The sequence below is a fragment of the Saprospiraceae bacterium genome (assembly GCA_016709995.1).
In the GTDB taxonomy this organism is placed as follows: Bacteria; Bacteroidota; Bacteroidia; order Chitinophagales; family Saprospiraceae; genus JADJLQ01.
Window position 1 is genome coordinate 12,006 of record JADJLQ010000006.1, and the last position, 23,268, is coordinate 35,273.

The 23,268-nt window shown below is 42.2% G+C and carries 16 protein-coding genes; 6 read left to right on the forward strand and 10 right to left on the reverse strand.

Annotated elements, in window-relative coordinates:
• Positions 1-161 precede the first annotated feature (161 nt).
• The 7 genes from IPJ09_21455 to IPJ09_21485 all read right to left on the reverse strand — a co-directional run bounded on the left by IPJ09_21455 (position 162) and on the right by IPJ09_21485 (position 11,772).
• Entirely contained in the window at positions 162-2,426 is a 2,265-nt protein-coding gene (locus tag IPJ09_21455; GenBank protein MBK7373934.1) for a DUF2357 domain-containing protein, read from the reverse strand.
• Between the two features lie 3 nt (positions 2,427-2,429).
• The gene (locus IPJ09_21460; protein MBK7373935.1) at positions 2,430-2,747 is read right to left on the reverse strand and encodes a hypothetical protein; all 318 of its coding nucleotides are present in this window, start codon (positions 2,745-2,747) and stop codon (positions 2,430-2,432) included.
• A gap of 59 nt (positions 2,748-2,806) precedes the next feature.
• On the reverse strand, positions 2,807-4,114 hold the full coding sequence (locus tag IPJ09_21465; protein ID MBK7373936.1) for a hypothetical protein: 1,308 nt from the start codon (positions 4,112-4,114) through the stop codon (positions 2,807-2,809).
• A 228-nt stretch (positions 4,115-4,342) separates the two neighbouring features.
• Entirely contained in the window at positions 4,343-4,738 is a 396-nt protein-coding gene (locus tag IPJ09_21470; GenBank protein ID MBK7373937.1) for an ATP-binding protein, read from the reverse strand.
• Positions 4,739-4,757: 19 nt separating this feature from the next.
• A complete protein-coding gene (locus IPJ09_21475; GenBank protein MBK7373938.1) occupies positions 4,758-8,306 on the reverse strand; it encodes a DUF4175 domain-containing protein in 3,549 nt (1,182 codons plus the stop codon).
• 425 nt (positions 8,307-8,731) lie between these two features.
• Positions 8,732-10,831, reverse strand: a complete 2,100-nt coding sequence (locus IPJ09_21480) for a discoidin domain-containing protein (GenBank protein MBK7373939.1) — start codon at positions 10,829-10,831, stop codon at positions 8,732-8,734.
• Positions 10,832-10,995: 164 nt separating this feature from the next.
• Entirely contained in the window at positions 10,996-11,772 is a 777-nt protein-coding gene (locus IPJ09_21485) for a DUF1080 domain-containing protein (protein MBK7373940.1), read from the reverse strand.
• A gap of 211 nt (positions 11,773-11,983) precedes the next feature.
• Between IPJ09_21485 and IPJ09_21490 the strand changes: the two genes are divergently transcribed.
• The 4 genes from IPJ09_21490 to IPJ09_21505 all read left to right on the forward strand — a co-directional run bounded on the left by IPJ09_21490 (position 11,984) and on the right by IPJ09_21505 (position 16,827).
• Complete coding sequence (locus IPJ09_21490) at positions 11,984-12,484, forward strand: hypothetical protein (GenBank protein MBK7373941.1); 501 nt, start codon at positions 11,984-11,986, stop codon at positions 12,482-12,484.
• Positions 12,485-12,491: 7 nt separating this feature from the next.
• Complete coding sequence (locus IPJ09_21495) at positions 12,492-13,586, forward strand: hypothetical protein (GenBank protein ID MBK7373942.1); 1,095 nt, start codon at positions 12,492-12,494, stop codon at positions 13,584-13,586.
• A 60-nt stretch (positions 13,587-13,646) separates the two neighbouring features.
• On the forward strand, positions 13,647-13,994 hold the full coding sequence (locus IPJ09_21500) for a hypothetical protein (GenBank protein MBK7373943.1): 348 nt from the start codon (positions 13,647-13,649) through the stop codon (positions 13,992-13,994).
• Positions 13,995-14,364: 370 nt separating this feature from the next.
• Positions 14,365-16,827 carry a helix-turn-helix domain-containing protein gene (locus tag IPJ09_21505; protein MBK7373944.1) on the forward strand — a complete coding sequence of 821 codons (2,463 nt, stop codon included), beginning with the start codon at positions 14,365-14,367 and terminating at the stop codon, positions 16,825-16,827.
• A 66-nt stretch (positions 16,828-16,893) separates the two neighbouring features.
• On the opposite strand, the gene IPJ09_21510 is transcribed toward IPJ09_21505, so the two are convergent.
• Positions 16,894-18,294: an amidohydrolase gene (locus IPJ09_21510; GenBank protein MBK7373945.1), complete on the reverse strand. Its 1,401-nt coding sequence runs from the start codon at positions 18,292-18,294 to the stop codon at positions 16,894-16,896.
• A gap of 257 nt (positions 18,295-18,551) precedes the next feature.
• Here IPJ09_21510 and IPJ09_21515 point away from each other — a divergent pair, with 257 nt between their 5' ends.
• Both IPJ09_21515 and IPJ09_21520 read left to right on the forward strand, forming a co-directional pair.
• The gene (locus tag IPJ09_21515) at positions 18,552-19,592 is read left to right on the forward strand and encodes a PmoA family protein (protein MBK7373946.1); all 1,041 of its coding nucleotides are present in this window, start codon (positions 18,552-18,554) and stop codon (positions 19,590-19,592) included.
• Between the two features lie 29 nt (positions 19,593-19,621).
• Complete coding sequence (locus IPJ09_21520; GenBank protein ID MBK7373947.1) at positions 19,622-20,998, forward strand: Gfo/Idh/MocA family oxidoreductase; 1,377 nt, start codon at positions 19,622-19,624, stop codon at positions 20,996-20,998.
• A gap of 161 nt (positions 20,999-21,159) precedes the next feature.
• Here the strand turns inward: IPJ09_21520 and IPJ09_21525 are convergent, their stop codons facing one another.
• Both IPJ09_21525 and IPJ09_21530 read right to left on the reverse strand, forming a co-directional pair.
• Positions 21,160-22,104, reverse strand: a complete 945-nt coding sequence (locus IPJ09_21525) for a hypothetical protein (GenBank protein ID MBK7373948.1) — start codon at positions 22,102-22,104, stop codon at positions 21,160-21,162.
• A 250-nt stretch (positions 22,105-22,354) separates the two neighbouring features.
• The gene (locus tag IPJ09_21530) at positions 22,355-23,263 is read right to left on the reverse strand and encodes a rhomboid family intramembrane serine protease (GenBank protein MBK7373949.1); all 909 of its coding nucleotides are present in this window, start codon (positions 23,261-23,263) and stop codon (positions 22,355-22,357) included.
• Positions 23,264-23,268: the final 5 nt, after the last annotated feature.

Sequence of the window (23,268 nt, forward strand, 5' to 3'; positions counted from 1 at the left end):
GCAGGATTTTCCTTATTCCAACTACAATTTATCTATTATTTCCTGTATTACCATTCAAAAGCCAATGTTTGGTTATATCCTACTTCTGGTCTTAATTGCCTCCATTGAGTTTAGATTATCTACAAATGACTGTAATACTGGAGCCGAGGCGAACTAACTCTTCATTTTACAACTACATTCATAAGCTCGGTCAATGATATTGAAAAAGGTCTTGCAGAGCCAAAATGAGTTTTATATTCAGCAAGTTTCGTAATATCCCATACAAATTTTTTGAATTCATTTTCTACTTCATCATCTAACTCATAAACCAAATAAAGTTCACCATTAGGCTCATGAGGGTATTTTTTTCGTTTCAAATCTTCATTTGAAAATATTTTAGGGCCTTTATTTTTCAATTTATAAAGTCGTGTAGCCCTTTTTGATTCACCATGAGAACGGAGTAACAAATATTTAGCACTAGTTTCTTTTACACCTAGAGGTAAAGAACCAACATATGTTCCGGTTCTAAAATTGTACAACCTGGTTTTTTCAATCCAGTTTAGAACATTGGTATCGTCATAAAATCCAATGAGAACATAAGTTTCGTCCGGCAATAAAGTTCTATTTGATCCGTATGCTTCAGGTAATACATCATTTACTTTATTACTGTTTTTGTCAAAATATGTTTCATAGGTTTTAAGCGAAATCTTTTCTCTCTGAGATGCTCTATTCATGAAATGATTTAAAACTTCAAGCAAAAACCTCTTTAATTCTCCACATCCATTATTTGTTTTGGAAGGTCGTATTGAGAAAGCTCCAAGACCTGGAATTAATTCATGGAAGCCTTTTCTGGCGTATGAATTATCATTACCAGGATATAAAACATAAGCACCCGCTGTCCGTCTGATTGCATCCTTGTATGTATGCATCTTCAATAGGTCTGCTCTTTTATAAGTCCCTTTTTTCTGTTCTTCTTTTTCTTCTTCAAGATTATCATCTTTCCCAAAAATGCCTTGCAGATTTTCTACTTTATACTTTGCATCAAAATGAATATGCACTATCAACTCTTCCTTCTCCGCTTGTTCCTGCTCAATTCCAAACGGCCAAATGCTTAATGTATAATCAGGTCTTAAATTTCTTGTCCAGCTTCCGCCAGCGGGATATTCATTGCCACCTGAGAAAGTTTTGTTGTAGCTGAATTCAATATTCAGTTTTCTTGTGTCGGTTAAGTAAATTCCTTTTACAGGTAAAAACTTTCCCTGCTTCAATTTCAAACCAAGTCCGTCTGATGTTTTTTCAATCAGGTTCTCAGTTGCAACTGATTCAATTTTAAAAACTTCTTTTACTATATCCAGTAGTTTGAAAAACAACCAGTACTCATAAAGCACTGCAACATCTCTTTTGCTTCCTCTATACACATCATCACCTCCCTTCCACACCATTTTTGCAGCAAGGTCAAACATAAGCCACACTCTCAGAATTTCTCTGTAGCCTTCTTTGCGTTGCAACACCGGACTGTTAAGCGACAATGTGGTGGGAGAAGAAATTTCTTTGAATATAGAATGACTTAAATACTGTTCCAGTTTATCTTCAAGCAATGCTGCTTCAGTTTTTATGCGGTCGCTGTCCTTTACTTTTGTTTTAAAGTCACTGCAAAAACTCTGAAACGACATCAACGCATGTTTTACAAAACGGTTTTCAGGAGTATCCACCGTTTCTGATTTATTACTCACATTTAATTTGGAAGGAACCGAAATCATTGTGCTTTTCAATGGGTGTTCAGCAGGTAAATCAAAACGGTTTGTTGCATTGCTCAACTGACGAATTGTTGAGTTGTTGAATCTTCTTACGCTTCTGATTTCTTTTACGGTTTTGCTTTCTCTCCATCGTGTTACAGGCGATGAGAGAATTTTGTGAACTGAATCATTAAACTCAACTGATTCAATAATTGATTTGATAAAGGCAAACCGCTGATATAAAGTGACTGCATCTGCATTAAAGTCTATTTCAAAAAACTGCGCAACTGGTGAGCTGTGCTGTAAAAGCAAATCAGTACACTTCTCTGTAATCTCTTCCAGCATGTGACGGTAGTCTTCACGGTAAGTTGTTTTTACCGACTGAACTTCCAGTTTTATTTCTCCACACTTTTGTTTCGTATCTGATTTCAAAACATCAATGCTGAGAGTGCCGACATAAATGTTTGGAGAAATTCGACCTGATGATTTACTGATGTTTGACTGACTTACAATTTCATCAGTCTGCAGAGAATACCCATCTGTGATTTTGTACTCATAAAAAGATCCTTCCTTAATCTGAACAATTGCTTCCCCGTTTTCAATCGCATCGGCTTTTTCAATAATAGGTTCACTGGAGTTTTCTCCGCATAGAACAATCTCAATGTTCTTTTCAGCAACAGTAAGAGTTATAACAAATTTTGGAGCAGACATTTTTTACGCTTCAGCATAACTTGTAAATCCATTAATAATTGCATTTTTAATCATTCGGATAATTTTCTCAAATGATATCGGATAGATTATTTCTAAAGTTTCATTGAGTTTGGAATCAGAAATATAGGATTGAACACTTTTTATTTTATCTTCTGCTGAAATTATTACTCCTTCTTTTGATTTTAAACAAAAACTAGCTAAAATTCCTAAAGGGTCAATTATTTTTCTTCTTGAGCCGTGAACCTTTGGCAATAACTTTTGCATAATAGTGGCATCAATTATTTCATCCTGAATCCAGTCAGCATCTAATTTATTTGCCACTGCTGAAAAACGAAGAATCTCCGAGGCACTGCGGTAACCAAATTCTGCACCGCATTTCTTTAATTCAGAAAAAAAATATTAAGAGAATCTGTTAGTATTGTCCTGTTTTCTTCCTTTTCAATTTCATGGTTCTCTTCAGCAAACTGAACAAAGCTTTCAGCCATATCTTTTCCTTCACTTTTCAAATCTTCAAGATTGATTACTGTATTGCTTTGTAAGAAAGCTTCCATCTCTTTTGCTGTAACTCTAAACTCAATTACGTTTGCTCTGTCCAGAACTTTGGGGCTGAACATGTAAGTAGTTTCATCAATGTTAACTGTGCCTATTATAAAAAGATTTTTTGGGAGGCCGATTTTTGCGGGTACTCCATTCCATTCAGATGTACCAGAGTGAAGCGAAATATATTCTTTTGATTCCATCACACTCAGAAAATCGGCAAAATATCTTTCCACATGGCTCAAATTCATTTCGTCGAGAATGAGGAAATAGGGCTTGTTCTCATTCTTATTTGCTTCAATAATTAAATCAAGCACTCTATTATCGGGCTTAACATATTTTTCACGTTCAAGTGCATTCGGAAAACCAAGCAATGGTTCACGGTTTGTCCAGTCAGCACCAACGGGTACAATACAATACTGATTTTCATCTTCGCAAATCCACATAGCAAATGCCTGTGCAAGTTTTGTTTTGCCAGAACCCGAAAGTCCGGTGAGAATTACAAAAGGTTTAGTAAGGAGAGAAGCAGTAAATCTTGCGACTATTTCATTAGAAATTTTTAGCCCTGCCTTTTTGAGGCTGTCAATGAGTGGATAGATACCAAAAGTATTCATTAATGATTCTTCTGAATTTCCTAAATCTATATGTTCAATATGTGGTAAATCAGTCGCTGAATATTGTTTGTAAACATCATTGATAAGTCTCAACAATTTAATTGGACACGGAGTTAAATATGCTCCTTGTCTTAAATCAAGCTTACTATTATAATATACCTCAGATGTTTTAGAGATTTGATTAAGTAAGTTTTTATTTTTTTGAGAAAGAATTAAATTTCTATTTATAGGTGGGGTTAATGGAATATAGTCATTTAGTTCAATTAAATATACTGGGCCTGACCAGTTTGTGCCATCTATTCCTTTTGATTCAGTTGCACTTGATTTAACAATTGAAACTCCGGAAAAAACTTTATTGTTAATAAGATGAAGTACAATGTCACCTTTTTCAACAAGTCTCATATTCTTGTAAATGTCAGCACCATCTTTAGATTTTAGTGGAGACCAAAGAGCCTTGCCTAATGTCCATTCACCATTTTCTCTATCTGGCCTTCTCTCAACAATTGTTTTTTCAATCCATATCTTAATGTTGTACATTTTTCAATTCGTTTTTTATTGAGTAATATTCAGAACATTCAGTCAATTTAAAGCAAATAGTTAATTACTAGGCCAATAAAAAATTCTGTAAAGATCCCTCTATTTGCCAAAAGTGGTATTCTTTAGGATTGTAAAACAAGATTAAAGTATTATTGAGAGTCAAATCATCTTTAATGGAAAGGCATTTAAGTAATTCAAAATTGATAATTGATTACCCCCCCTCAAAAATCAAAAATCAAAACTCATCCTCACCTCCGTCCCATTAGCCTCATACTTCACCCCATCACATAATTGCTTGATGAGGAAGATCCCCCGCCCTCCGGTCTTGGCGATATTCTCCGGCAGCGTAGGATCATCTACATCATTGGGGTCAAAGCCACAGCCTTCGTCTCTGACGGTGAGAGTGAGGCCGTGTAGTTGTTCTTCGATCTGTACGTGTACGCACTTGCACTCATCGCAGTGATTGCCATGGATGATGGCATTATTGACTGCTTCGGTGAGGCTGATCAGGATATTGGGATATTTGTCCTGGGAGATATGGTATTTAGATGCCAGATGATCTACCAATTGCTCCAGCTCGGAGATGCATCCGGGGGTGGAAGGAAATCGCCAGTAGTTAGTCATTAGAAGCGGCGATGGCCTGTTATTTCTTGTTTGTATTTCCATTTTCAGTCCGGAGCGTCCGCATATACTCTTCGACCAGGGATCGGTAATAAGGTGTAACATCGGGGGATACTGTTTTGTACAGATCGATCTCGGCTTCGCGTTTTTTTAGATACTCCTGCAAGGATGGAGGCAATTTTCGTTCCAATTCCTGCGCGGTCTCTGATTTTCTTTTTTCGTCCTGCTTTCTTTCACGCTCCGCATTCTCCGCTTCGAGCAGTCGGGTCATGATCTCATTTTGCCGCTGCATCATCTCATTGGTGAGCTGTTTGTTGACGAGTTCGGTCTCGGTTTTGTCCATGCCATCGATGATCTGCTGGAGGTCCTGGGTCTTTTCGCCGCGCTGTTGTCTTTCTTTTTGCATCTCTTTGAGTGCTTCTCTGAGCGCTGCCTGCCTGGCTGCAGCCTTGGCAAACTCTTTGCTGCCGGCGCCTTCGCCGCTTTTACCTTCCATGGATTTTTTCATTTGCTCGAGCTGCTCTTTCATGCCTTTTTGGCCTTCGGAGATCTTATCCATGGGCTTCTGGCCTTCTCCTTTGCCGGATTTTTTAGGATTGGCGCAGGCGGCACCCGACATCTGCTGCTGCATGTTCTGCATGGACTCGGAGAGCATGAGGGCGAGATCGTTGACATTTTTCATGACTCTCTGCTGATTGTCGCCGGCTTTGGGTTTGTTTCTTTGCTCGAGTTCGTCCAGTGAGGAGGCCATCTGGGTATTGATCTCATTGACTTTTTCTGTGATAAAAGCCTCCAACTGGAATACTCTTTTGCTGAGCTCCTGCAGGCTGTCTTCGATCATCTTAAAGTCGTCTTTGATTTTAAACTGCTGCTGTAAGAGGTCGGTATATTTTGGGGTATTGACCATGGTGGTGCTCACCTCTTTGATGAGATTTTCCTGATCAAAAGACATATCGACCAGGTTTTCGAGCAGCTGTCGGAGTGCTTTGACATCTTCTTCTGCCTGCTCCTGCTCTTGTTGCTGCATCTGGTTTTCCATGGACTGGGCCATGTCTTTCATTTTATTGGCTGCACTCTTTTGGGATTTGGACGCTTTGCTGTTTTGGCTTTGCTTCATCTCCTGAGAGCTTTTCTCCATATCTTTTTTGATATCATCAGCCTTCTCTTTGTTGTCCTCCATCTTTTTAGGTCGCTCCAGCTCTTCATTTTTCTTTTTCAGATCTTCCAGGCTTTCCTCGAGTTTTTCCATTTTTTTATTGAGCTCTTCCTGTTGCTTTTCGAGTTCTTCTTTGGTGGCAGGGGCTTCTTTTTGTTGGTCGGCTTTGTCTTTGTCTGCCTGATCTTTGTTTTGATCGTCGGCTTTTTGCTGATCTGTTTTGTCTTTATTCTGATCGTCAGCTTTATTCTGATCTGCCTTGTCTTTCTTTTCCTGGTCGGCTTTGTCCTGATCGGCTTTGTCTTTGTTTTGCTGATCTTTATTTTGCTGGTCAGTCTTTTCTTTAGGGTCCAGGTCTTTGGTCTTATCGCTGATCTGTTCTTCTTCTTTGGCCATCTCTTTGAGTTTGTCTATGGCCTGCTGCATTTGATGCTCGACTTCCAGGGTCTTGAACAGCTCCATCATGCGATCCAGTTCTTTCTCCAGCTCTTTGTTTTCCATTTTCATCTCGTCCATCATGGGGAGGGACTGATCTTTTTCCAGTTTCTGCATGAGTTCCTGGATCTTGTCCATGAGTTCCTGCAGTTTAGGATCCTGCAGTTGGTCAAACATTTTTTCTATCTGTTCCTGTTTCTCCAGGATACGATCATTGGTCTTTTCAAATTTTTCCTGGTTGCGGAGGTTTTCCTGGAATTTGTTTTTGGCGCTGTCTATCTTTTTTTGAATTTCTTTCTGCAGCTCCATCAGTCGCTCCAATTCTTTTTTATCCTGCCAGTTGGCTTGTTTTTCCTGGATCATTTTCTCGCGGAGCTGATTCATTTGCTCCTGCAGTTTGCGGTTTTGCTCGATGGCCTCTTTTAATTCATCTTTGATGTCTTCACTGTTTTTGCTGTTTTGATCTTCCAGTTCTTCTTTGGAGGCCAGGCGCAGGCTGAGCACATTGGATTTTACTGATTTGGGTCCATGAATGCCATCATTGTCATACAGCTCAAAATAATAGCTGAGCTGATCACCCGGCTGCAGATCGATTTCTTTGGTATCCCACTGATATTCATAAGGAGTTTTGTTGGAGTTTTTGATGGGGATCGCTATGGGGGCAGCAGATTCCTGTTTGCCATTAGGATGAATAATAGCATAGTTAAAGGCCAGCTTTGTCAAACCATAATCATCGGACCCGTTGCCGGCAAAATAAATCATCCTGGTGTCCACTGCACTGTCGATGAACTGTTCCAGTTGGATCGTGGGGTGCTGATCGGCGATGACTCTCAGGTGATACTGGATCGAATCAGGGTCTGGGATGGCGGCATTGGAGATATAGATTTTATAATCCTGGTCACTGAGTGCCTGATGGCTATTGGTAAAATATTGTGAGCCATTGCGATTGATTTCTTTAGGTTGGTTACCCCCAAAGGACATCATCACGTGATCGGTATTCTCTGCATCTATCTGCCAGGATAGTTTGGTGCCCTGTGGTACCAGCACATCGCCAATATTTTGGACGGATTCGTCTTTGCGACCGGTGTAGGCCGGATAGTCTAATTTGATAGAAAACTCACTGAGATTGGGTTTTTTCAATACTGCCAGTTCGTAAGGTCTGGAGTTGACCTTGCCGCTGAACATTTTAAAGCCCGTATTCTTCTGCACATTGTTGAAAGTATAAGTATAGTGAGTAGCGTCTACTTTGTTCATGCGATAGGGATACTGATCGACTTCGATAAATACCTCTGATGGCAGGATAGAACCATCCACTTCCATATCGAGGGTATAATTGTCAAATTGAACCACTGCAGGGGTTTCGTCCTGAATTTTAAAATGGAAAGGTGCTGCTTTTTCAAACTCTTCGTCGTTATGGATGATTCGGCTGGAGCTTTCTTTGATGAGGCTGGGAGCACCGACTAATAGGGCCAGCAACAGGAGCAGGGGCGGTAGTGCAAAGCGCAAGTGTTTTTTGTTTTTGCTCAGATCGATCGCGTTTTTGAAAGGCACCAGTTGTATCTGTGCACTTTTTTGTTGTACGCTGGCTTCGATGAGTTGCACCTGTTCGCGATCAGTAGACTGAGATTTGAGCTGGAGGATATTGAGTAATTTGTCTTTGACATCTGCAAAGTGATCCCCGATGATCCTGGCTGCTTGTTCGTGAGAGATGGTAGAGCCCAGGTGAAAATAGTTTAACACCGGCAAGGCGACCCAATAGGCTACGGCTGCGAGGGTGATGGCATTAAATGAATAGAACAAGACTTTGCGGACGCCTTTGCTAAAATAAAACTCATGTTCCAACAGGTTATACGCCAAAAAAACCAATAACACGGATCCCATCGTAAAGAGGACCCCACGGATGATTTGGTTGGTATAATACTTGCGGATAAACTGATCGAGCTTAGCGAGCAATAGGCTATAATTGTCTTGTCCTGACATATGCTATAAGTTTAATAAGGTAAGCTTGAATACAAACCGTGCAAGGTACAGTTTAATATGTTAGATGTCAAGAGGCTAAGTGGGGGGTGAGGGTGGATAATTCTTTTGGTTTTTGTTTAGGAATACGGATGGTGAATTTAACATTTGTATTCGGGGGTGTGGGAGAGTGGGTTGGTGGTGGTGTGGGAGGAGACCCAGACTTGCAGAGGTGAGGAAAAAGTGGTCTATGGTTTTTTATTCCACCCTCCAGCCCCCTCCGAAGCCTGCCTGTCCGGTAGGCAGGGGGGAGAAGGTTGTGCATGGGTTTTATTGTGAATCTTGGGAGACGGGCGTTTGTTTGGTAAGCCAAAATCTGCTTGTTATTCCACTCCCAGCCCCCTCCGAAGCCTGCCTGTCCGGTAGGCAGGGGGGAGCCGGCAGAACCTCTACTCTACCATAATCTCATCCGCCAATATCAAAGCTTTGCTTCCGGCACCCTGATGCCAGGGTGGGCAGGTACCGATATTGACAGCTTTAATGCGGACAAAACGCACATTGACATTGATGTCGGCGGTATAGTTCTTAGTTTGGGGGACCCGATTGTTGGTGGTAGGCTCAGCTTGTTTGAGCACATCAGTGAAATTTCTATTATTGGTCGAGGTGCTGATAATAACCTGGCTGGGCAGGAATACCCAGGCGTTTTGATTTTGAAGAAATTCGATAGATATTTTCTTAGCTTTTTGACTGACGCCAAGATCCACCACGACTTCCATATTATCCCCTTCCCATCCTTGCCATTCCGGATCGTTGACATTGTTGATATTGCCTTTTTGACCGTTGATGAGGGTGTAGTTTCCTCCTTTGCTATATTTTTCACTGCTGGGGGTTAGGACGGTCAGTGGGCGATAAGTGGCTTTGCTGAGGAGTACATCTTTGGTGGTTGAATTTTCAGAAAGTTGGTTTTGTAATATTCCTTTAGCGGTGATATTGGTCTTTTCTTTGACTACAAACGGGCCTTCGTAGATGGTGGAGTTTAAGCCGGGTTCATTGCCATCCAGGCTATAGACGATTTTGTCACTGCCATCCCCTTCCATACTGATGATGAAACCTTGTTGGGCGGGGTCATAGACTGACTTGATCGATACATTATTATATATGACAGGCCAATCATCGGAGCGGAATGGGGTGGCAGGCAAGCCGGATTTATTATACAGATTGCCTTCTGCGACATTGGTAAAAGCATAACGTACTGCTACCGGGTCAGGTACTAATTCGCTGGACAGGAGCAAACCATCTTTTTCCACTTCGACTTTAGCCTCTACAAATTGTCGATTGTCACCAGCTATTTTATACAAGTCGGGTTTGGTGCCTTTAAGCTCGAGACCACCTTCCATATGGTCAAAAAATACTTTTATTTTATTTCCTTCCCGGGCTATTTTATTATACAAAGGACCGCAGTAGGGAATGTTTTCATGATAATTTTTGGCCAAAGCCCATAAAGCAAGTCTTTTTCCCACATCCTGTTTGTTCTTTGGGTGGATGTCCTGCACATTGCCTATATCGGTAGTCACTGCCATTCCTGTGGAAGGAGAGGCTTGAAGGGTGAGTCTTTGGGCTTCCTGCACCAGCGCTCCTTGTAAGGGGCGGCCGTAATTGAAGGGGGCTATCTGCACATAATAAAACGGAAACTCATAACCCCATAAATCCCGCCAACTTTTGATCATATCAGGAAACAGCCTACGATATACCAGGGCATTGCCGGTATTGGATTCCCCCTGATACCAAAGTGCACCAGCTATCTTATACGGAGCCAGGGGATAGATCATCGCATTATACGTGCTGCCAGGCTGATAAGGCCATTGGTAGGTTTCCGGATAAAGGGTGCGCCATTGCGCATATTCAGGATCTGCTTCGATGATGTTTTTAGGTGTCCAGGCTTCTGCTGCCGAGCCACCCCAACTGGTATGGATAAGGCCTACCGGGATGTGCAACTGCTCTGTCAATTCACGTGCGAAAAAATAGGCGACAGCACTAAACCCTGCTACACTCTCCGGGCTACACACTTCCCAGCCGGCTTCTATGTTTTCCTGCGGATAGTCAGAAGAACCTTTAGGGATACGGATATGATGGATGAGTGGATGATTGGCATTGGCGATCTCTGATTCCTTATTGTCAATACCGCTACCCAGAGTCCATTCCATATTGGACTGGCCAGAACATAGCCAGACTTCGCCGACCATGACATGATGTAATATAATGGTATTGCGCTCGGAGATCGTGATGGTAAAAGGCCCTCCAGCGGGTGGTGTTTTGATGGAAGTCTTCCATTTGGCCCAGCGGTCAGCTTTGGTGATGTGCAGTTCCTGATCCCAGCTACAAGATATCGTGATGGTGGCGTTGGGCTCTGACCATCCCCAAAAAGGGGCATCTGCATTTTGTTGGAGAACCATATGATCCCCAAATAAAGCGGGTAATCTTACTGCTGCAAAACTGACGGAGAAGGAGGCTAATCCAATAATGAATAGCGCAAAATATTTTGACTTCATAATAGGTGCAAAGTTATAAGATTGAGCAGTATACCACCCATCATCTTTTGGCAAAAACCATTAAATAAAAATTCGTTTGCGCATACAGTAATCCCAGCAGATACTGTCATCAATATCTGCTGGGAAACAAAACAAATAAAACGGTAAGCTTAGCCGATCAAAAACTAAAGGCTCTTAATCTTAATATTCCTGAACCAAACGGTATGGCCATGATCCTGAAGTGAAATCCCACCTTTGGCAAAAGAACCGAAGTCTTTCATCGATTTAAATTTGCTGCCGGCGATCAACTTCTTCCAGGCGGCATCATTGGTATGTGTGCTGACTACTTTTTGGCCATTGAGATATAAATCAAGTGCACCGGCATTGCTGACGATCTCTGCCTGGTTCCACTCTAAAGCTGGTCTGACAGTTTCTACAGAGGAAGAGATCAGGTCATACAGGTCTCCTGCACGGTGTTTGATGATTTTGGCATCAGGATGGCAGGCATTGTCGAGCACTTGCATTTCCGGACCGGTATGCCAAACATAATCATACTTGACCGTGTCTTCGTGTACTCCAAAGATGATACCGCTATTGCCACAAGTATCTATTTTCCACTCTATTTTGAGGTGGTAGTTTTCGTACTCTTCATTGGTCACGATATCACCGCCTCCATTGGACTGCCAGCCTTCTTTATTGCTGGCATCGAGCATGAGGCTACCATCGCTGGCTTTCCAGGCGGGACCTATAGGAGCTCCTCCGTACCGGTGCCATCCTGCGGTAGAGGTGCCGTCAAACAAAAGCTTCCAGCCATTGGCTTTTTCTTCATCGGTAAGGACCGGGAGATTGGGATCTACCATGGGGGCAGCAGCGGGTGTTTCTGCCACAGGAGCAGCCTTTTCTTTGGATTTACAGGAAAAAAGGGCGATGCAGAATAGGAATAGAAAAATTGAATATTTCATGTAAGGTTTTTTTTGAAATGTGAAGGGCCAAAAGTATTAAATATATATGGAACCTGAGATAATGATTTGGGGCTTTCGGCAAGGGCTCTGTAGCATCCATTCTATTGAGTATCATCATCCAGGGTGATCAGGATCAATGCGGGTAGAGCGGTATTATGCTTTCTTTGCGGTACTTGAAAAATGATGTATAATTCATTGTTTAAGTAATGCTATGAGTGAATTTATCAGTGATATTAAACTGTATTGGCAGCCTTATGTTTTTTCACAAATAGCCAGTTTAATCCTGTTGTATTTCGCCTGGAAAAACACCAGAATAGCCAGGGGAATGCTGAGTGTCGTGTTTTTTGCTGCTTTCGTGGTCAATACCCTTACGGCGATCAAACATCCGAATGCCTACCTGGAGTATGCTGATCAGGCTATCCCGGTTTATAGCGATTTTATCCACGGCTGGTTTAGTCAACACCCTATTGAAATAGTCCTGGCGATCGCAGCAGGCCAGGCTCTGATAGCTATAGGGATGAGTTTAAGAGGTTGGTTGATGCGGGGAGCATGTATAGGCAGCATCCTGTTTTTGCTGAGTATAGCACCTTTGATGGTGGGCTCGGCATTCCCTTTTTCCATCACGGTATCCTTCGCAGTTTGGTTGGTCCTGCGGCAGGATGATGGCAATTATCTATGGAAAAAACAATCCAGTCATCCGGTAAAAAAATAATTTTAATATGAAATATGTATTTGCTTTTATTGTGTTGGTGCATGGGCTCATCCATTTAATGGGGTTTTCCAAAGCCTTCGGTGTAGGGCAGATCACTTCATTGACCAGGGATATTTCAAAACAAACCGGCGCCATATGGTTGTTGGCTGCCCTCTTATTCCTGATAGCCGGCACAGGGTATTTGTTTAAAAAAGAATGGTGGCCTGTAATCGCTGCTTTTGGTGTAGTGGTTTCACAGATACTCATCATCCTGAGCTGGCAGGATGCAAAATTTGGAACGATAGCCAATGTGATCATTCTGATGATGGCCATGACGAGCCGTGCAAGTCAGCTCTTTGAGGCACGATTCAGGGAGGATGTGAGGACTAACTTAATTCAAACCCATAATGATATCCCTGATCTATTGACAGAGCAAGATCTGGCATCTTTGCCTGCACCTGTTCAAAAATATATCCGATATACGGGAGCCATCGGAAAAGATAAAGTGAAAAATGTCAGAATCGCATTTGAAGGGGAGATGCGCAGCAAAAAAATGAATTGGTTTAAATTTAATACGGTCCAATATAATTTTATGAAAGAACCGACCAGATTGTTTTATATGAAAGCAAAAATAGTTGGGATGTATGTACCGGGATATCACAAATATCTTAATGGTGCTGCCAGCATGCAAGTCAAACTGGGGGGCTTATGGAATGTCGTCAATAAAAATGGTACTGAGATGGATCAGGCTGAGACAGTCACTGTATTGAATGACCTTTGTCTGATGGCACCGGCCGCTCTGATCGATGACAGGATCCGGTGGGTGGAGATCGATGACCTCACGACCAAAGTTGTCTTTACCAACAGAGGACATCAGATTAGCGCCATTTTATATTTTAATGAAACGGGACAACTGATCAATTTTGTCTCTGATGATCGCTATGATATCTCAGATACAAAGCGATATCGGTTTTCAACTCCGGTCATGGATTACAAATCGATCGATGGTAGAAATGTAGTCGCCTATGGACAGGCGGTATGGCACTATCCGGAAGGGGAGTTTGTTTATGGAAAATTTTATTTAAAAAACATCGAATACAATGTGCGTGAGCTTCAGGATTGAATTGAAAAATAATAGGTGCTGAAGAAAAGTTGAAGTTGGTTTAAATTGGTAAAAAAAGGAATGGTGGATCTTCATTCAAAAAACCTCATCCGGATCAAATTGGTACACACCCTGATCTGGATACTTTTTAACCTGGTGATGATCTATTTATATTATGCTGTCATCACGAACAGAATAGGTATCTATGTATGGTTGGGTCTTGGATCTTTTGTATTGGAAGGGGTGATCTTGCTGCTATATGGGATGAAATGCCCATTGACTTTGGTAGCCAGAAAATACTCAGATTCTACGAAAGACAATTTTGATATCTATCTGCCCGAATGGCTGGCAAAATATAATAAATTAATTTATACAGGTCTGTTAGTTGTATTGATCATTCTTCTAATTTATCAGAAGGTGTATCATTAATTCGGGAATCAACCAATTTTTAATAAAAGATCAGTCATCAAATATGAAACCAGCTGTCTCAAAATTAAATAAGGAGTGGCACCAGGCCCATGTAATGCCCAAAAATGCAAGTCTGGATCAAAGGATCGAATGGCATTTGCAACATCGACAGCATTGCAGCTGCAGGGATATTCCTGAAAAGTTAAAAAATACAATGAGGGAAAAAGGGATTCAATTTTAGTACACGATGGCTCCCTGTTTTAAATATGCAAACAGTTACAAACGATTGTAATCGAAAGCAATCGATTATTCCTTGCTAAACATAAGTGCCTGCCAGTATGTTTGTGTCGTTCATTTTATCAAACACACATTCATTACTTTTACATTTTTTATGCTTCACACGAATCCCAGGCTCGAACTCGCAGATCAATATGTACGCTATACCAACCGCCATGTATTTCTCACAGGGAAGGCGGGTACAGGTAAAACTACTTTTCTGAAAAACTTAAAAAAGTCCTCACCGAAACGGATGGTGATTGTAGCACCCACAGGTGTAGCGGCTATCAATGCAGAGGGAGTGACCATCCATTCCTTTTTTCAATTGCCTTTTGGTCCATTCATACCGGCTGCGAATGGCACTGCTGAAAAAAGATTTGAACATAAATTCAGTAAAGAAAAAATCAAGGCTATCAAAGCAATGGATCTGCTTGTCATCGACGAAATCAGTATGGTCCGGGCGGATCTACTGGACGCCATCGATGAGGTACTGCGACGATACCGGGTGCGAAATAAGCCTTTTGGCGGGGTACAGTTATTGATGATCGGCGATCTGCACCAGTTGGCTCCGGTCATCAAAGACGACGAATGGAATCTGATCAAGGATCACTATGCCAGCATCTACTTTTTTGAAAGTATCGCATTAAAACGGAGCCAACTGATGACCATTGAGCTGACCAAAATTTACCGTCAGGAAGACGAAATATTCATCCGACTGCTTAATAAGGTCAGGGATAATCAACTGGACGCTGAAAGTATAGATCAATTAAATAGTCGGTACCAACCTGATTTTAACCCTGCAGAAGGTCCTGAATACATCACGCTGACTACCCATAACCATGCTGCCCAATCGATCAATCAAACCCGGTTGATGGAGCTGGAGGGCAAGTTGCATTCTTTCAAGGCGGAGGTAGTCGATGACTTTCCCGAGCACATGTACCCCAATGAATTTAAACTGGATCTGAAAGTAGGCGCCCAGGTCATGTTTGTCAAAAATGATAGCAATAGAGAAAAATTATTTTATAATGGTAAACTAGGGGTCATCACTAAAATCGAGGAGCAAAACATCCATGTTCGCTGCCAGGATGATACCGCTACGATAGTCACCAGCAGAGTGACCTGGAATAATATCAAATATGTCCTGGATGAAAACAAAATGCTGCAGGAAAAGCTCATAGGCTCCTTTACTCAGTTTCCGATCAAAACCGCCTGGGCTATCACGATACATAAAAGTCAGGGACTTACCTTTGAGCGTGCCATCATCGATGCTCAATCATCTTTTGCACATGGGCAGGTCTATGTGGCGCTCAGCCGATGCAAGTCTTTTGAGGGCCTGGTGCTCAGTACTCCTATTGGGGTGAGGAGTGTCAAATCAGACGGGCTCATCACTACTTTCAACGATCAGAGTGCGCTCCAGGACCTTTCCGAACAATCTCTGAAACAGGCCAAAAAACAATCACAAGCAGAGTGGATCAAAGAATTGTTTGACTTCGGAACCTGTCAAAAAAATCTATATTATCTTACGCGAACCGTAGAGCCATTTGCCGATCAATTAAAAGGTGAGGCCACCATCCAATTAAATAAACTGGGACCGTTACTGGAATCCGATGTCAAAATCATAGCTGACAAATTTTTATTTCAACTGGATAGTTATTTTAACCTGGACGAACTGCCTGAGGAGCATGCTGCACTGCAAGAGAGAATCAAGAAAGGTAGTAGTTTTCTTTATCAAAAATTGACGGAGCTGGTATATACTCCTTTAAGATCTCTGGACCTGGAGTGTGATAACAAAGAGACTCAAAAACTGATTTCAAAATCTTATGAAGTTACGCTTAGATCTTTGATAGAAAAGCAAAAGCTCCTTGAAATTTGCCAGGATGGATTTGATTCTATAAAATACTTACAGACCAAAGCCAATATATCTATAGATGCTGACACCCTAGTGATCCCGAAAAAACCGAAAGGAGTGAGCTATGCTGCCAATCGAACTGCAGAGGGTAATCCCGATCTGTATGAAATCATCAAACAATGGCGGGATCAGATCGCCAATGAAAAAAATGTACCACAGTATATGGTGCTTCCGCAAAAGACTATAAAATATCTCTGCGATGAGCTGCCGGGCAATATTGCCGCTTTGTCTAAGATCAATGGCCTGGGAAAAGTAAAGTTAGATTTATATGGGGACCAGTTGCTTCGCATCATCCATGATTACGGTGACAGCAAGGGACTTCAAACTACAGAGGTTCATGATGTCGTGGTGGAAAAACCAAAATTTGTCAAAGGTGCTACCCAGCAAGCCACCTATGATATGTTTAAGTCTGGTAAAACCATAGAGGAAATATCGAAGGAAAGAGGCCTTGGTATTTCTACTATTGAAGGTCATCTTGCGCGATACATCTCAAAGGGATTGATCAAGCTCACGGATATCATGCCATCAGAAAAAGCAGAAACACTCAGCGCGTATATGAGCCTTCATCCCTCCCTGACCCATAAAGAATTGAAGGAGACCTTTGGAGATAAGTATACGTATGGGGATATTCAGTTGGTGGCAGCGTCTTTAGGGGTGGAAGATCGGTGAAACCGGGCATTTGAAACGTTGCTACGCAACTTTGATAGCCACGGAAGACACGGGGAAGCACGGAAATCAATCCCTATAATTCAAGGCAGGCTTCCTATCCCCCAACAAGGCTTCATAATGATAGTCCCCTTTCATTAATTTAAACTCTGCTTTGGCTTTCTGAATCAACATTGGATCAGTAAACAGGTCTATAGCAGTCATGGCCATGGTCTTGGCAGCTACCATCATTCCTTTGGTGCCCATCTCTGTACCGCCGCAAGCTACCGCCTGCCAGCTGTGAGCAGGAGTACCGGGCGCCCAGGTCGCTGCGCGCATCCCTACCGTAGGTACTGCATAACTCACATCACCTACATCAGTCGAGCCACCACCTGAATCCATTTCGATTTTGAGTGGAGAGACTTGTCCCGCTGATTCGATAGCTGGTACCGTATAATTAAAAGTGGATTGGATTTTTTGTGCAAAGACTTTTTCTTCTTCGGTATAACTTACTCCGCCTACTTTCTCCAGATTCTTTTGCATGGCTTCGCCCAGCGTTTTGTTTATTAATAGGTCGTGAGTACCTCCAATGACCTCATATTCCATGCGGGTATCAGTGCCTAGTGCGGCCGCTTTGGCTGTATTGACCACTCTTTCAAATATGAGTTTTACCTGGTCGCGTTTAGGATGCCTGACATAATAATATACTTCCGCAAAATCAGGGACTACATTGGGCGCTTTGCCCCCGGAGGTAATCACATAATGAATCCTGGACTCCTGCGGTACATGTTCTCTCATCATATTGACCATATAGTCCATGGCCTCTACTGCATCCAGTGCCGATCTGCCTTTGTCCGGTGCCCCGGCAGCATGTGCAGAAAGTCCATAAAATCTAAACTTAGCAGAGCTATTGGCCAGCGCACTGGTCATAGTCACACTGTTGGCATTGCCTGGGTGCCAGTGTACTGCTACATCGACATCATCGAATAAACCTGCCCGCACCAGGTATACTTTGCCAGAACCTCCTTCTTCTGCAGGACAGCCAAATACTTTTACCGTACCGGATATTTTCTTTTCTTCGAGCAGCTTTTTGATGGCTATGCCAGCAGCCACAGAGGCAGTTCCAAACAGATGATGGCCACAACCATGACCACCCGCCTGACCTTCGATCGCAGATTTTTCGGGTACCGCTCGTTGTGCAAGTCCGGGTAGCGCATCGTACTCCGCCAGGATGGCGATGACGGGCGAGCCACTGCCATAGGTAGCTACAAAGGCAGTAGGAATATCAGCGATCCCCGCCTGAACTGCAAACCCTTCGTTTTTGAGTATAGCTTGCAATAAGGCTGTGCTTTGGGTCTCTTTGTAGCCAAGTTCCGCATAATTCCAGATCTGGAGAGCAATATCTTTATATGCATTATAAGATGATTGAATGCCCTGAGCAGCCTGCGTCTTAAGGATTTCATAAGAGGGTGGCGCTACGACCACGGGCATGGTTTTCTTTTTTTTCTGACTGATAGCAGGAAGACAGGCGATGGACAAGATGCCTATCACCATCCAGATTTTTTTGATCATATGATTATGGTTTTGAATTGCAATTTATGTAAATTATGAGGATCGGTATGGTGAAAACATTTTTTAGTTTTCAACAAGTTAAAGTATAGGGTAATCGCAATACAGTAAAACTGAACTTATGGTCAAATACTTTTCGAAAAACATTACATTTGACTTCCTTACTATTTTTGAAAAAAATGAAAAAATATTTTATTGTAATCGCAGTGCTTACAGGTATTGGTTTGATGGTATCTTCTTTTATTAACTTTCCAGGGAAAGAAAAGAAAATTCGTTTTATCCGAAATGACGCAGAAAAGAAGGTTGATGTACTGGTCGATGATCATCTATTCACTTCTTATATCTATCCTGACAATATCAAGAAACCGGTCTTATATCCTTTGACTACCCCTATGGGTACCAGGATCACCCGAAGATTTCCTTTGGAACATTCTGTGGGTGAAAGAACGGACCATCCGCATCATGTAGGCCTCTGGTTTAATTACGGGGATGTCAATGGCCTGGACTTTTGGAACAATTCTGATTCTATCAAACCTGATAAAAGAAGTAGATATGGTACGATCGTGCATCAAAAAATAGTCAGCATGCAGGATGGAAAGTTGGAAGTACTGATGCAATGGGTGTCACCCGAGGGAAAAATATTATTATTAGAAAACACGACTTTTATTTTTAAGGCCACAGATAAAGAATATTCTATTGATCGCATCACCAGGTTGACTGCGGCCAATGGAGATGTAAGTTTTAAAGACAATAAAGAAGGCGTGCTGGGTATCCGGGTTTGCCGGGAATTAGAATTGCCCGATGACAAACCACAAATTTTTACAGACTCCAAAGGTGTGGCGACTACAGTAAAAGTATTAAACAATGAAGGCGTGCATGGCCAATATCTTAATTCAAACGGAGTGGAGGGCCTGGATTGTTGGGGCAAAAGAGCCAATTGGATGGTATTGACCTCTAACATTGGCCGCGAAGATATATCCCTGGCGATTCTCGACCATCCTCAAAACGTGGGTTACCCTACCTACTGGCATGCACGTGGGTATGGATTATTCGCAGCCAATCCGCTAGGCCAGGAAGCTTTAAGTGACGGCAAAGACAAATTGAATTTTGCTTTGAAAAACGGAGAAAGTGTTACTTTTAAACATCGCATCCTCATCGCTAACCAAACATTAAATAAATCGGATTTGGATTCGAAGTTTTCAGCATTCTCAAAAATGTAAATTATTCACTTTATAAATAACAAATAGAAATGTCTAATCGAAGAAATTTTATCAAAAATGCCACTTTGGCTACCTCCGCGGTAGTACTTGGGACCAATAGTCTATCTGCTAAATCCTACAAAAATATTTTAGGTGCCAATGACAGGATCATGTTAGGATCTATTGGGATCGGCGGCAGAGGCAATGACTTATTGAAAGGATTCACCAGCTTATACAAAGACAATGTGATGGTCAAAACCCTTTGCGATGTTGATTCCAAATTTTTTGATGAGCGGCTGCAGCTTGCTACAAAAAATCAAAATGGGATGAAGCCTGGCACGGTCACTGATATGAGGAAAGTCTATGATGATAAAGAAATCGACGCTGTCCTGATAGCCACTCCTAATCATTGGCATGCACTGGCTGCTATCTGGGCATGTCAGGCCGGCAAAAATGCTTATAGTGAAAAACCAGCTTCTCACAATATCTGGGAAGGTAGAAAAATGGTAGAAGCCGCCCGAAAATACAATAAAATCGTGCAGGTAGGTTTTCAAAACCGCTCCAACAGCAGTGTAATCAACGCCATTAACTTTCTGCACAATGGAGGTATAGGCGATGTATATATGGCCAGAGGTTTGTGTTATAAACCAAGAAATTCATTTGGTATAGCTAAAGATTCTGAAGCACCAGCTACTTTAGATTATGATATGTGGTTGGGCCCGGCGACTTATCGTCCCTATAATGAGAAAAAAGGGCATTACAACTGGCATTGGCATTGGTCCACTGGAAATGGCGATACCGGCAACCAGGGCCCTCATCAGTTTGATATAGCACGATGGGGTTTGAACAAAAAAGTACATCCCGTTAAAGTGCAATCCATGGGTGGTATCTTCGGAATATCTCCATTAGAATGCTCCCAGGAGACGCCTAATACTCAAATCTCTAATTTCGAATATGCAGATGGCAAAATTTTGGAATTTGAAACCAGGGGCAGGTATACCAATGGTGAAGCCAATGCAGGAGTTCAGATCGGAAACCTATTTTATGGCACCGAAGGTTGGATGGAAATAGATGGCAGTACCTGGAAGGCATATAAAGGCGCTGAGAAGAAAGCCTTTGCAGGATCAGATATAGGAGGAGGAGCAGCAGTCGGTGGCGACACTTCCTTCATCACCGCTCCGGATGGTAATGCTCATTTTAAGAATTTTATCACAGCATTACGTTCTGGAAAACGGTCAGACCTTAATTGTGATGTGGAGGTAGGGCATATGTCTACCGTACTGCCCCATATGGCCAATATAGCCTATAGGGTTGGGGAAACTTTGCGATTTAATGGCGAGTACGAGCAGTTTATCAATAATCCTGAAGCAGATATGTTTTTGTCCCGTAAGTATCGATATCCTTATGTGGTGCCGGAGAATGTATAGGCTCGGTTTGGTATAAATCGCTTGCATATATACTCAATCAAAAAAGGTCGGAGTACAACTGCTTCTTTTCGTTTGATAGGAAGGAGTTGTACTTCGACCTTGTGCAAAGTTGGAAAGGACAAAGTGGTTTTGTTCAAGGTTGCAGTACCACAGGTTAGTTCCTAATTCCTTATATCCCCGATTTTTACGCCTATAAAATCATATTGAGTAGGCCCAACCAAACGTATGGTCGAATTAAATGGCGGTGGAGCGCCTGGATTATACACCTCGTACAATGATTTTGGTAAAAACTTATAACTACCATTATTGGGAAAGCGATCGATTAGCAGAAGAATGAGTTTGCGCAATTCAAGCAGATCGAGCACATTAATATCCAGGTCGTTATTGATATCCCCTGCTATATAATTTAATTTATTGGTGAATGGCGCTACACCCTGGATATGTTTTTGCAACAGTATAAGATCTATAGTGGATACCTGGCTGGTATAGTCTGTCGTGAAGTCTTCCGCTTCGATTTTGTATTGATAGCCAACCTGAAAACCAGGAATTCCCTTCACAGGAAGCGTAGAAAATGAACTTGAAGAGTCGATGGGAAGATGATCAAAGGCGTATTCCCCAAATTCATTGGTGGTATCTTTAAGAATGGACTTGTCGGATTTTTCGAGCTTGATGACTACATCCTTCATTGGTGCACCCATTTGGTCCAGGACCTTTCCATGGATCAGACCTCTAAAATCATCTTTGCATGCATTGTCGCTATTGTCCTGAATTAACACATAGGTGGAGCAACTGTCCGGAGGTGCATTGCCCATCCTTCCATAAATCGTGATGGGTAGGACTACCGACCTTCCATTGGGTACATCCTGGCATGAAAAAGTTTTAGTACTATCAGAAGCATTCAGTGTAAAACTCGCATCGAAAGGCAGACTCGTGGTCTGGTTGATGGTCACTATCAAATCTCTGGCTCGAATCGTGGTACTTCCTTGTGCGCCTAGTATCACCGTGGCAATACCATTATAACAGGTAAAATTTGGTTGGGCAGATTGAGCCGGTAAAAGCTCAGTGCTAAAAATGGCCATAATGGAAAGCAAATAATGAGATCTCATGAGCGGTATTCTGGAATTAAATAAATTTGTTACCTTCAAATTAGGGGTTATTTTAGTAAAAAGGCTGAGAGCACAAGCATTTAACCTTTGTTAATGGTAAAACCTCCGTTCGTCCAGATTTAAGGTAGATTAAGATCTGACCGCAAACGTAGTATATTCAGATATCTTGAATACGGTCTGGTTCGCGCAACTACGAAGCGCAGAAAATGAAGGCTTTAAAAAAAACGATAAGGAGATTTGCCGTCAAGATTTAATGACCGCTGCCGCTGAATTGATCTAATCTTTTTTTCTCTTCTTCGGTTAAGCTGTTGAGGCCTTTGATTCTGATTTTGTCGAGTATACGATCTATCTCTTCCTGAGGGCTGAGTACAGTTTCTTCCGAAGCAGATTTTTTGCTGAGGGAGGATATCGGTTTAGCACTGCCCGAAGGGGACATCACCGGCTTTCTGATGGGGATTATTTTGGTAGGTGGTTTTTTTTGAAAAAGATCATGGAGTGACCAGCCTTGCCGGATGTATAGAATGAAAAGCACACCGCCCAGAGCACCTCCAATATGGCCAAGATGCCCACCAGTATTACTGTTTTCTGCGAGACCTACCAGATCAATAAGGATGACGACAATGGCCACATATTTGAGCCGTACCTCACCGATCAATAAGAGGTGCATGACATAATCGGGTGCGATCATCGTAGCAGCCAATACAAAACCCATGACCGCAGCGGAAGCTCCATAAGCCATCACTTCTGCAGAAGGGTAATTAAACAGGTTAGAAAAAATAAAGATCACCAAGGCTCCGGTTAGTCCCGATACAATATATACCGGCCACACCATCTTGTCGCCCAATAGATCCCCTACGATATTGCCAAACCAATACAACATGAGCATATTCCAGAGGATATGCCAGAGGCCAAAGTGGGTAAACATATGTGTAGCCAATATCCAGGGGTGAGTGATCAGGTAGGTAGGATCGGTATGCAGCGATAGCCATTCGGTGAGTAAGCTCTGGCCGGCTCCACTTGATCCCTGGGTCACATTGAGTGCAATGCGTGCGATGACCAGGGTGATAAAAAAAGTAATATTGATCAGTATGATTTGGTTGAGCCTGGTGCTCTTACTGATATGATATCGAAAATCATCCCATATAGAAGATCCTAACATACCTG

Bases quoted from the DNA above. Each gene is read 5' to 3' on its own strand.
- IPJ09_21470 (MBK7373937.1), bottom strand. From the start codon at position 4,738: ATGACTAACTACTGGCGATTTCCTTCCACCCCCGGATGCATCTCCGAG.
- IPJ09_21510 (MBK7373945.1), bottom strand. From the start codon at position 18,294: ATGCCCGTGGTCGTAGCGCCACCCTCTTATGAAATCCTTAAGACGCAG.
- IPJ09_21475 (MBK7373938.1), bottom strand. From the start codon at position 8,306: ATGTCAGGACAAGACAATTATAGCCTATTGCTCGCTAAGCTCGATCAG.
- IPJ09_21480 (MBK7373939.1), bottom strand. From the start codon at position 10,831: ATGAAGTCAAAATATTTTGCGCTATTCATTATTGGATTAGCCTCCTTC.
- IPJ09_21525 (MBK7373948.1), bottom strand. From the start codon at position 22,104: ATGAGATCTCATTATTTGCTTTCCATTATGGCCATTTTTAGCACTGAG.
- IPJ09_21485 (MBK7373940.1), bottom strand. From the start codon at position 11,772: ATGAAATATTCAATTTTTCTATTCCTATTCTGCATCGCCCTTTTTTCC.
- IPJ09_21495 (MBK7373942.1), top strand. From the start codon at position 12,492: ATGAAATATGTATTTGCTTTTATTGTGTTGGTGCATGGGCTCATCCAT.
- IPJ09_21520 (MBK7373947.1), top strand. From the start codon at position 19,622: ATGTCTAATCGAAGAAATTTTATCAAAAATGCCACTTTGGCTACCTCC.
- IPJ09_21490 (MBK7373941.1), top strand. From the start codon at position 11,984: ATGAGTGAATTTATCAGTGATATTAAACTGTATTGGCAGCCTTATGTT.
- IPJ09_21515 (MBK7373946.1), top strand. From the start codon at position 18,552: ATGAAAAAATATTTTATTGTAATCGCAGTGCTTACAGGTATTGGTTTG.
- IPJ09_21465 (MBK7373936.1), bottom strand. From the start codon at position 4,114: ATGTACAACATTAAGATATGGATTGAAAAAACAATTGTTGAGAGAAGG.
- IPJ09_21505 (MBK7373944.1), top strand. From the start codon at position 14,365: ATGCTTCACACGAATCCCAGGCTCGAACTCGCAGATCAATATGTACGC.
- IPJ09_21530 (MBK7373949.1), bottom strand. From the start codon at position 23,263: ATGTTAGGATCTTCTATATGGGATGATTTTCGATATCATATCAGTAAG.
- IPJ09_21500 (MBK7373943.1), top strand. From the start codon at position 13,647: ATGGTGGATCTTCATTCAAAAAACCTCATCCGGATCAAATTGGTACAC.
- IPJ09_21455 (MBK7373934.1), bottom strand. From the start codon at position 2,426: ATGTCTGCTCCAAAATTTGTTATAACTCTTACTGTTGCTGAAAAGAAC.